The organism is Providencia sp. PROV130, assembly GCF_028482225.1.
GTDB lineage: Bacteria > Pseudomonadota > Gammaproteobacteria > Enterobacterales > Enterobacteriaceae > Providencia > Providencia rettgeri.
This window is the reverse complement of the sequence record NZ_JAMPQC010000034.1, coordinates 1-10460: the sequence shown is the minus strand read 5'-3', so window position 1 is coordinate 10460 and position 10460 is coordinate 1. Positions and strand designations below refer to the sequence as shown.

The 10460-nt window shown below is 36.3% G+C and carries 11 protein-coding genes; 10 read left to right on the top strand and 1 reads right to left on the bottom strand.

What is annotated here, in order from left to right:
• The first annotated feature begins 98 nt into the window (after positions 1-98).
• The 9 genes from PSF28_RS20690 (at position 99) to PSF28_RS20650 (ending at position 8146) form a co-directional block, all read left to right on the top strand.
• Positions 99-488 (top strand): helix-turn-helix domain-containing protein, encoded by a 390-nt coding sequence (locus PSF28_RS20690; RefSeq protein ID WP_004263121.1) that lies wholly within the window; start codon positions 99-101, stop codon positions 486-488.
• 82 nt (positions 489-570) lie between these two features.
• Positions 571-1134 carry a fimbrial protein gene (locus tag PSF28_RS20685; RefSeq protein ID WP_094960889.1) on the top strand — a complete coding sequence of 188 codons (564 nt, stop codon included), beginning with the start codon at positions 571-573 and terminating at the stop codon, positions 1132-1134.
• A gap of 66 nt (positions 1135-1200) precedes the next feature.
• Positions 1201-1746: a fimbrial protein gene (locus tag PSF28_RS20680; protein WP_272685590.1), complete on the top strand. Its 546-nt coding sequence runs from the start codon at positions 1201-1203 to the stop codon at positions 1744-1746.
• Positions 1747-1775: 29 nt separating this feature from the next.
• Entirely contained in the window at positions 1776-4307 is a 2532-nt protein-coding gene (locus tag PSF28_RS20675) for an outer membrane usher protein (RefSeq protein WP_210840317.1), read from the top strand.
• Positions 4308-4320: 13 nt separating this feature from the next.
• On the top strand, positions 4321-5070 hold the full coding sequence (locus PSF28_RS20670; RefSeq protein ID WP_210840316.1) for a fimbria/pilus periplasmic chaperone: 750 nt from the start codon (positions 4321-4323) through the stop codon (positions 5068-5070).
• A gap of 8 nt (positions 5071-5078) precedes the next feature.
• On the top strand, positions 5079-5696 hold the full coding sequence (locus PSF28_RS20665) for a fimbrial protein (protein WP_210840315.1): 618 nt from the start codon (positions 5079-5081) through the stop codon (positions 5694-5696).
• A 39-nt stretch (positions 5697-5735) separates the two neighbouring features.
• On the top strand, positions 5736-6302 hold the full coding sequence (locus PSF28_RS20660) for a fimbrial protein (RefSeq protein ID WP_272685589.1): 567 nt from the start codon (positions 5736-5738) through the stop codon (positions 6300-6302).
• A gap of 13 nt (positions 6303-6315) precedes the next feature.
• Positions 6316-7317 carry a fimbrial protein gene (locus tag PSF28_RS20655; RefSeq protein ID WP_247605493.1) on the top strand — a complete coding sequence of 334 codons (1002 nt, stop codon included), beginning with the start codon at positions 6316-6318 and terminating at the stop codon, positions 7315-7317.
• Positions 7318-7606: 289 nt separating this feature from the next.
• Positions 7607-8146 (top strand): DUF2058 domain-containing protein, encoded by a 540-nt coding sequence (locus PSF28_RS20650; RefSeq protein ID WP_210840402.1) that lies wholly within the window; start codon positions 7607-7609, stop codon positions 8144-8146.
• Between the two features lie 102 nt (positions 8147-8248).
• Here the strand turns inward: PSF28_RS20650 and PSF28_RS20645 are convergent, their stop codons facing one another.
• Positions 8249-8938, bottom strand: coding sequence for an RluA family pseudouridine synthase (locus PSF28_RS20645; RefSeq protein ID WP_210840401.1), 690 nt, complete (start codon positions 8936-8938; stop codon positions 8249-8251).
• A gap of 189 nt (positions 8939-9127) precedes the next feature.
• Between PSF28_RS20645 and PSF28_RS20640 the strand changes: the two genes are divergently transcribed.
• The gene (locus PSF28_RS20640; protein WP_210840400.1) at positions 9128-9604 is read left to right on the top strand and encodes a cold-shock protein; all 477 of its coding nucleotides are present in this window, start codon (positions 9128-9130) and stop codon (positions 9602-9604) included.
• The last annotated feature ends 856 nt before the right edge of the window (positions 9605-10460 follow it).

Here is a 10460-nt window from a genome sequence, read left to right as displayed (position 1 = left end):
TTTTGTTGCGTTTTTTGTATTTCAAAAAATAAAATTGTTCACTTTATGAGCGGTTCTGATTGTTTTGCCACATTACACAAGGCTTTAATTGGTGAGATATGAAAAGTAATAAATTAAAGACCAGTATAGATAGCTTTCAGAAAATACTAACTGAACAAATTGGCATGGAATTATCGCATCTTAGAAAAGAGAAAGGGCTTAGTGGTAGTGATCTAGCTAAAAAATTAAAGATATCACAACAACAAATATCTCGTTATGAAAGAGGAATATGTAGCATTAACTGTGGAATGCTATTTTCAATTTTATTTTATCTAGAAATTAGCCCGAGTGCATTTTTTGAAAGTGTATCATTGAAAATAAATGAAAAAAATCCTAGTGCTAATTCATTTATTCACAATAGTGAATGTTTATCCGATGAAAAGGATAACTATCATTATATTTTTAATCGACAAACAGAAATTATTTTAAATTCTTTATACAGCAAATAGTTATTTTAAAAATAATAAATTCTAACTATGCCCTACATCATGTTGGGTAATCATCACGTTGTTATATATAAATGAGGTTCAAATGAAAAAAGTATTTTTAGCCGCACTAGTTTCTGCCGCTATTGCATCTCCAGCACTCGCTGATCAAGGGCATGGTAAAGTCACATTTAAAGGTGAAATCATCGATGCACCTTGCTCAATTAGTTCAGATTCTATTGACCAAACAGTATGGTTAGGCCAAATCGCTAACTCTGTTTTAGCGAATGGCGGTACTTCTAGCGCGAAGCAATTCAATATTGAATTGGAAGATTGTGTATTCCCGAAAGATGCAGATGATAAAGTGTACAACGATAAAGTGAGTATCACATTCTCTGGTTCTAGCGCTGCTTTTAATTCTAAATTACTCGGTGTAACAGGCTTAGATGCAACAGACCCAACTATTGCTGGCAACGTGGGTATTCAATTAACGGATACTAATGGCGCAGCGTTAGATATGGGAGTTGCAACAGCTCAAGAACATCAATTACAAGCGGGTGATAATACATTACGTTATAGCGCTTATGTACAAGGTGCAAACGTTGCGGTTGATAAAATTCCATTAGGTAAATTCGAAGGCGTAACTAACTTTACCTTAACTTATAACTAATTGATTAATTTAAGAGGAATACCTTTGTGTTCCTCTATTAATCACCAAATTAAGTCAGAGGTTAAAGTGAAAGGATTTATCTATTTGCGAAGCAAAGTATCTTCCCTATTTCTTCTAACATTATTTCTTTCGCCACAAATGGCTGCATCATCTCATGGATGGGGTAAAGTCACGATGAATGGCGAAATAGTCGATACTGCCTGCGCAATAGATATTGGGTCTAGGGATCAGACCATTAATATGGGGGTACTTCCAACAAGCTATATTCGTGAAGTTGGGAAAGGCCCCATAAAAGAATTCAATATTAAGCTCATTGATTGTCGTTGGGAAAAATATTCGAAAGATAATAACGAATGGAATTCACTCGAAGTCACTTTTGATGGTCCATCAGAAGGAGATTTCTTCACACTCTCGGGTGAAGCAAAAGGAGTGCAATTGGCATTGCATGATATATCGGGATATTCCATTACACCAGGAAAGCCATTACCTGCATTAGGAATTACGCCAGGGACAATGATCCTGAAATATAAAATGCAATTAGTCACCAATTATCATCCTGTTAAAGCGGGTAATTACCAAACCTTATTAAGGTTCAAGGTCGATTATTATTAATTCTAAGAAATTATATTGGTGTTTTAGGGATGTTTTTTATGTTTTTTAAACAACACAAAATAAATATAATAACGACAACGATAATGATTACATTTGGATCATTATCCGCTCAGTTATATGCTGCCGATACCATACAATTTAATACGGCATTATTTGATTTAGAAGACAAAAAAAACATTGATATTAAGCAATTCTCACGTGCAGGCTATATTATGCCTGGTATTTATCCCCTCAAAGTACAAGTAAATAAAGAAACTTTACCTGAGCAACGGTTTTCATTCTATGCGCCAGAAAACGATCCTGAAGATAGCCTCGTTTGTATCACACCAGAACAAGTCCAGCAGCTAGGATTAACAGCCAGTTCGTTGAAGCAAATTACGTGGTGGCATAATAATGAGTGTCTTGATTTACGCAGTTTGCCTGGTTTTCAAGCTCGAGGGGATTTATCTGACTCTACGTTGTATCTGAGTATACCTCAAGCCTACCTTGAATATAGAACAGCTAACTGGGATCCGCCTTCTCTGTGGGATGAAGGAATTTCAGGGGCTATTTTAGACTACAATATAAACGCAAGAGTGAATAAGCCTCATGATAATAATAGCAACTATAATGTGACAGCAAATGGTGTCGCAGGTGTGAACCTTGGTGCATGGCGCTTTAGGGGAGATTGGCAGGGGCGTACTCAACGAGAAACTGGCTCGAATAGTAAAAATGAGCATGACTTTCAATGGAGCCGACTATACGCCTATAAAGCGTTAACCAGTATTAAAGCGAAATTGACCTTGGGTGAGGACTATTTTAACACTGATTTATTCGATAGTTTTCGATTTACAGGTATTGGCTTACGTTCTGATATCTTAATGTTACCACCTAATTTACGTGGGTATGCACCTGAAATAACAGGTGTTGCGACGACAAATGCGACGGTGATTGTTAGCCAGCAAGGGCGAATTATTTATCAAGAACAAGTCGCCGCGGGTCCTTTCCGTATCCAAAATTTAAGTGATGCGACGACGGGAAAACTAGATGTTCGAATCGAAGAGCAGGATGGTTCGGTTCAAGAATATCAGGTTGAAACAGCCAATATCCCTTATTTAACTCGACCAGGTAGTATTCGATATAAACTAGCGATGGGTCGCCCAACAGATATGGATCATCATGTCAATGGAGATACATTTGCGAGTGGTGAAATGTCGTGGGGTGTCACTAATGGTTGGTCATTGCTTGCTGGTTCATTAAATAGCCAAGACTATAATGCATTCAACGTGGGTGTCGGTCGTGACTTATTGGCATTTGGTGCCTTATCTTTCGATATTACGCATTCTATTGCAAATATTCCTAATGATAAAAAACTTACAGGTAATTCTTATCGAATAAACTATTCAAAACGTTTTGATGACTATGATAGCCAAGTTCAGTTCGCAGGTTACCGATTCTCAGAACGCAGTTTTATGACTGTAACCGATTTTTTAACGGCTAAAGATTCAGGTGAGCGTCAAGGTAGTAATAAAGAAATGTATGTGATTTCTTTAAATAAAAACTTTAGAGAATCGAGAATTACAGCTTATTTAAACTACTCGCACCAAACCTATTGGGATAAGCCAGAAAGTAATCGCTACAATTTAATGGTGACAAAAACCTTAGATTGGGGAAGCCTGAAGAATATTAATATTTCGTTATCGGCCTATCGCAATAAATATAACGAAACAAATGATGATGGCCTGTATATCTCAGCTTCAATGCCTTGGGGAAATGGTGCAAATATTGGTTATTCATTACAAGCAACACGGGATGATACTGTTAATCGAGCAACCTATTATGACAAATTGTCAGATAGAACCAATTATCAAGTTAGTGCAGGTTCGACCAACAAAGGTGGAACCGCAAGCACCTATATTACCCATTATGGTGATAATACTAAGTTAACTGCGAATGCCAGCTATATTCATAATAATTACACATCATTTGGGGTAGGGGCACAAGGCGGATTTACCATGACTTTAAATGGTGCGGATGCTCATCGAGTCTCAAATATTGGCGGAACTCGTTTGCTGATTGACACCGATGGTGTGGCTAAAATTCCCGTATCAGACCGAGGGATCCCTATTGCATCAAATGCATTTGGTAAAGTGGTTGTCCCTGATTTAAATAGCTACTACCGCAGTAAAGTTAAAGTCGATTTAAATGCATTACCGAATAATGCCGAGGTAACGGATTCTATTGTTCAAGCGACACTAACAGAAGGTGCGATTGGCTATCGCAAATTTAATGTGTTGTCTGGTGAAAAGATGATGCTTTCAATGCGTATGTCTGACGGTTCTGCACCGCCATTTGGCGCTCAGATCACGAATTTGAAAGGAAAAGAAACGGGAATAGTCACTGATAATGGATATGCCTATGTTAGTGGTATCAACCCAAATGAAGTCATGATTATTCATTGGGGTGGTGAAGCACAATGTGAAATTAATTTTCCTGAAAATTTAGAAACAATTAACCAAGGATTATTTATTCCTTGTAAACCATTATTAAATAAACGTAATGAAGCAGATAATAATCTGTAAATGAGTGATTGCTATGAAAAAATTAACTAATTTATATATCAGTACTATTTTATTAAGCAGTTTAGTTAGCGTAAGCGCATTCTCGGCAATTGCTTTAGATAGAACCCGAGTTATTTTTAATGGCGATCAAAAAAGCGTTTCAATTACTATTACTAATAAAAATAACCAGCTACCTTATTTGGCTCAAGGGTGGATTGAAAATATTCAAGGGATAAAAATCACTTCACCGTTTGCTGTATTACCGCCGGTGCAGCGAGTTGAACCCGAAAAATCAAGTCAAGTCCGTATCGAGGCGCTTCCTGAAATTAGTCAGTTACCTCAGGATAGAGAAAGTGTTTATTACTTTAATTTAAGGGAGATCCCACCAAAAAGTGATAAACCGAATGTTTTGCAATTAGCGTTACAGAGCAAAATTAAATTATTTTATCGTCCTAAAAGTATCATGCTAAGCGAAACAGAAATGCTGAATAACCCTTGGCAAGAAAAAACACAGCTTATTAAGCAAGGCGACCAATATATCATTAAAAACCCAACTCCCTTTTATATCACGATTATTGGTGCGGCTGAGCGAAAAGATTCACCAGTAAATCAGAATTTTAAGGCAGTTATGGTTGCACCATTTAGTGAAGAAAAATTAGGAGTTCCAAGTTCTACTGTGGGGGCGAATCCGGTATTGACCTATATAAATGACTATGGTGGCCGGCCAAAACTTCAATTTAAATGTCAAGCAAATACATGTCAGGTTGTTCCTGAAAATAAATAGAGAGGAAAATGATGATTAATCAAAAAAGCTTTTCCTTACTCTTTGGATTATCTCTCATATTTCATTCAGCTGTGATATATGCGGCATCAAATAATGCCATCTATAACACAACAGGCAATTGGAATGTTGAAGGTGCAAATGGCAAAATTTTCGTTTATGGATCATTAACGGAGAGTGCATGCCATTTATCGATGGATTCTGCATTTCAATCCGTTGATTTAGGAAATATTGAAACTGCATCATTAAAAACAATTGGCGCCCAAGGCCACAAGACGCCGATAAACATCGAGTTATTGGATTGTATCGAAACCCCAACGGTTTTGAGAAACAATAAATCCGGTAATGTTACATGGAGTATTTCCCAGCCAGGTATGAAAATTAGGTTTATCACGCCAGTTGTTCCTTTTAGGCCGAACATAGCGAGAGTTGAAGGTGTTAATGGGCTTGGATTACAGATAACTAATCCTAAAGGAAAAGAAATTGCTTTTGGTGAGTACAGTGAACCTGAGCTTATTTCTACGGGACAAAATATTTTAACTTATTATGTAACTCCCGTAAGAATTGCAGAGAATTTACAGGCTGGAGCTTATCGAAGTGTTATTTCTTTTCAAATAACTTATGAATAATCTTAATAGGTTTTCTGATATAGCATTGAAGGTATTTATATGAATAACTTAAATTTCAATTTTTATGAATTTAAAAAAATAATACTCTCGATGCTATTAAGTTTGTTATTTTTTCCGTTACCGAGTCAGGCAAAAAATGGTCAAATCGGTGAAATTAAGATACGAGGACAACTTGTTGCTGAAGCTTGTACAGTAAGACCTGGTGATGAAAATATCATTGTGGACTTTGGTACTATTGTTAATAAATACCTCTATATTAACCAAAAAACGCCACTTGAAAATTTTAATATTCATTTAGATGACTGTGATAATAGTATCTTTAGAACGGTGACCGTTAAGTTTACAGGAAGCGAAAATACTCGTTTACCTGGCCTTCTTGCATTAGATTCTGGCAGCATGGCTTCGGGCATCGGAATTGAAATCTTAGAATATAGTGGTAAAAAAATTCCTATTAATAGTACGACGCCTGCATACAATTTAGAGAATGGTACGAATATTTTAAGTTTTAATGCGAATGTGCAAGGGGAACCTGATGCAATAAAAAATAAAAGTATTGCGTTTGGCCATTTTACTGCAACCGCTATTTTTAGTTTAATTTATGATTAAGGTATCAGTAACAATGAAGATATTAATATTACTTCTCGCAACCTTATTATTTTCCCCGACTATTTTTGCTTTCCAGTGTAAAACTAATGGAGGACAAGAAGTTGGTGGGGGAACACAAAGTATTTATGATGTTCCTCTAGATAATGATATTTTTGCTGTACCTAATCGTATAAATGAATTCGCGGATGTGAGTGATTTTATGACCTGCCGTAATGAAGCCCCTAGTGCTTATGTTGATTATTTAAATGTGACTGGTGCTGACCTTGGTCCCACATTTAAGAATAACCCAGAATTAAAAGCAGGAGTGGTCGTGCGTGGTGCTTACTATTTAGCACCATTTAGCGGTAAAGAAATTCAAGTATTTCGTTTAACCACAGCAAGTGAACCTTTACAAATTAAATTATATTTACAGGTAAATGTTAAACCAACGCCATCTGTTTTGGTAAGAAAAGGCGATTTGCTGATGACGTTAGATCTCCATAAATATGCGACATTTGTAAATAGTAATCAGCATATTGACCATGCTTATTTTAAATGGAATTTCTATGCGGGTAATGATGTGGTTGTTGGAACGGGTACGTGTGATATCAATGATAACCAAATCATCATCGTTGATTTTGAAACAGTAAATGCATCGGGCATTTCAACGGTGGGAAGTGCAAGTCGTTTTCAACGTAACGCAGAAATCACTTATAGTTGTGAAGATAATAATCTGACAGCGCCAATAAAGATGATTATAAGTGGAGAAACTTCGATTTTTTCATCTGACGCTTTACTTGTTAGAACTGGAGATATTGGTAGTCAAGGTTCTATTATGCCGGGATTAGGTGTTGAGATTTATCATCAAGGGCAAAGAGTTTCCCCTATGAATGGGCATTTCGATTCAAAAATAGAAAATGGGCATGGTAGAGACACACTGATGTTCACGCTAGTTAAAAAACCTAATTTATCTCCAAATGAATTGATAGAAGGCCAGTTTAGTTCAGCAGCTACCATTATTATGTCCACTCCGTAGTTATTGAAGTAGAGAGGTTTTTATGTGGATAAAAACCTCTATTTTTTCTCATCAACTCTCTATGGTTACTGAGTAAATCGTGTCTATAAAAAAGCACAATATATTGATGGTTTTTTATAAACACATTTTAGATAAAATAAGTTAAACACGCCGAATTTTGAATTATCCTCGTTAGCATATTTTCTTAAATAACATCACATAATTTCTCTATCAATGAAGCTCAAAGCCTATCAGGTCTCAGCGGCTACAGGTATAATCACATAATTATCTGATAGATTTAGAGGCGAAGATGGCAAAACTCACCTTACAAGAGCAAATGTTAAAAGCAGGATTAGTCACCAGCAAGAAAATGGCAAAAGTGCAAAGAACAGCTAAAAAATCACGCGTTCAAGCGCGTGAAGCAAGGGAAGCCGTAGAAGAGAATAAAAAAGCGCAGCTTGAGCGTGATAAACAACTGAGCGAACAGCATAAACAAATGGTGCAATCCAAAGAGTTTAAAGCACAAGTTAAACAACTTATTGAAATGAATAAAGTTGATATTTCAAAGGGAGATATTAGCTTTAATTTCACAGATAACAATGTGATCAAGCAAGTTGTTGTAGATAAAATAACACAAACACAATTGATCAGCGGCCGTCTGGCGATTGCTCGTTTAGCGATTGAAAATAGTGATAACAATGAGTATGTGATTATTCCTGCAAGTGTAGCGGATAAAATCATGCAAAGGGATGCGGATAGCATTGTATTAAATAATGCACTGAGCCAAGAAGAGCTGGATGAAGATGACCCATACGCGGATTTCAAAATTCCTGATGACTTAATGTGGTAATACTCGTTATAACTTGAATTGAAGTACTGCTAGCGATGTGCATTTACAGGGCTGGGCAATTTATTTTGCCAGCCATAAAATGAGACCGTGGTTGCTTGGGCGTTAAAACGGGCTAGCACAGCGAGTATTAACTCTTTCTTGGCTAATGGGATGAACAAAATGCAGTTCGCTGGCGTGCAACATGAGCCGAGATGCATGCTCTGGTATTTGGCCACCATATAAGTCACAGCCTAATATAGAGTGGCCTAATTGTTGGCAATGAATACGAAGCTGATGAGTTCGGCCGGTTTCTGGAACTAATTGAACTCGGGTTACGGGAAGCACTGTACCATTATCTAATGGGTGATACAGACGCTCAATCACGTGATAGTGGGAGCGGGCAGGTTTGCCATTAATTTTGCAAAGAGACATGCGAGGAAACAGTGCTGGGTCTCTTGCTATTGCAGCATCAATGATACCCTCATCATCAGTTAAGTGACCACAAAGTAGAGCTTGATATACTTTAATTACCGTTCGTTGGCTAAATTGCTGGCTCAGAGCGGCATTCACTGCTTTATTACGCGCAATCACCATCAATCCTGATGTACCAAAATCGAGACGGTGAACAAGAGTACATTCAGGGAAGATTTGTACTAATCGGTGATGGACTGAATCTAAATTTTGTGGGTTTTTTCCTGAAAGGCTGAGTAAGCCACTTGGCTTATTAATAAGGGCAAGATGCTCATCCTGATAGATAATTTCTATCTTACCGTGGCAGGGCGGCGCAATAAAGGTGTCGATGATTTCAGTCATTAGCCTTTCCAACAAAAAATAGCTGTTGATAATAACTAATTTTTAGTATGCAGGCGAATACTTGCCGCTTGCATCGCGTAAATTTATCACTCAGACTAAAAGTAAAGCCGTAGTCTGCACACGCATTGTGCTCTATACTGCGCGTTGTAAAAACTGAGTCAATAAAAGATTAATTAGGCGGTAATGGCGATGAATGGAACGATCACAACATGGTTCGAAGATAAAGGTTTTGGATTTATCAAAGATGAGAATGGAGATAACCGTTATTTTCATGTGGTTAAAGTTGCCAACCCTGAGTTGATTAAAAAAAATGCCGTAGTTACTTTCGAACCGACGACAAATAATAAAGGGTTGTCTGCATTTGCGGTCAAAGTCATACCTGAAAGCAAATATATTTATATTGCAGGTGAGCGCATTAAGATTACATCCATAAAATCTTATCGAGTTTATTCGGTGGAAGTGCCTGCTGATACACGTATTGATAAAGAAAATACAGTGTTATCAATTGGTGCCTTGATGAATAGTATTAAACCTAAATCAGATAAACCGGACCAAATGCGCTCCTTGAAAAAGTTAGAAATTAGCACATTACATGGAACCGCTTTAACATTTTCAGAAGATGAAATTGATATTGATGAGGCTGTGAAGCAACTCAAATTTAAGTGATTTTTTGTAAGGCAAATAGCGCTCAAGGGAAGCGCTATTTGCTTGTTTATCATGTTATTCTTTCTTCTACTCCTTTCTTTTAGGATTTCACGATACCAACGAGGATGAGGCTTTCTTACCTCTCCTCTTTATTATCGTGATGTTCTGATTGAGAAAGTGTTTCTTTGTTGAGCGCTATTATCTTTTAGAATCGGATAGGAAATGAGTACGCAGCAATTATATAGAACGCATAAATTTAATATTACAAATAGAATGCATCAGAATATTCTTATGAATTGAGTCAGGTATTATTTAGAGCAACTATAGCTATGGAGTAAAAAATAATAAATATTAATTTAAGTGTTAATAATATCTAACTAATTGGTGTTTTTATTACACCTCGTAGTTGTTAGTAACACTTTCCCTTCCTACTCATCTAGTGTGTTAAATTTAGCGACAAATTATGTATAGATATTAATTTAAGCGCTTTCAACTGTATTAACTCTATTTTTGCATGATTTCTAGTTTTTTAATCTAAAAAAATGCGCAGGGTATTAGTTGGTTTGACCATTGTTTGTGTAACCGCATGAAATCAATTGAAAATAATAATTTGAAACCTATTCAAAAAACATAATTATGCATTTTTCGCTTGTTTGACAACTTATTGGAGTATAATTAATATTATCCACGCACTCCGGTGAACGAGTGTTTACCAAATAAATACTAAGACATTTTAAAATTAAGTTTTTACGAAAAAGTCAATTATTTATTAAATAGCCAATATGAATAAATTGTTTATTAATGGGTATTTAAATAATGATGTTTGGATTTTTTTAATCTGTATTAATAGAATAAAAACTTAATCTGAAATATAAAA

Coding starts and splice junctions, on each gene's coding strand:
- PSF28_RS20660 (WP_272685589.1), top strand. CDS start 5,736: ATGAATAACTTAAATTTCAATTTTTATGAATTTAAAAAAATAATACTC.
- PSF28_RS20670 (WP_210840316.1), top strand. CDS start 4,321: ATGAAAAAATTAACTAATTTATATATCAGTACTATTTTATTAAGCAGT.
- PSF28_RS20655 (WP_247605493.1), top strand. CDS start 6,316: ATGAAGATATTAATATTACTTCTCGCAACCTTATTATTTTCCCCGACT.
- PSF28_RS20650 (WP_210840402.1), top strand. CDS start 7,607: ATGGCAAAACTCACCTTACAAGAGCAAATGTTAAAAGCAGGATTAGTC.
- PSF28_RS20675 (WP_210840317.1), top strand. CDS start 1,776: ATGTTTTTTATGTTTTTTAAACAACACAAAATAAATATAATAACGACA.
- PSF28_RS20690 (WP_004263121.1), top strand. CDS start 99: ATGAAAAGTAATAAATTAAAGACCAGTATAGATAGCTTTCAGAAAATA.
- PSF28_RS20665 (WP_210840315.1), top strand. CDS start 5,079: ATGATGATTAATCAAAAAAGCTTTTCCTTACTCTTTGGATTATCTCTC.
- PSF28_RS20645 (WP_210840401.1), bottom strand. CDS start 8,938: ATGACTGAAATCATCGACACCTTTATTGCGCCGCCCTGCCACGGTAAG.
- PSF28_RS20685 (WP_094960889.1), top strand. CDS start 571: ATGAAAAAAGTATTTTTAGCCGCACTAGTTTCTGCCGCTATTGCATCT.
- PSF28_RS20640 (WP_210840400.1), top strand. CDS start 9,128: ATGAATGGAACGATCACAACATGGTTCGAAGATAAAGGTTTTGGATTT.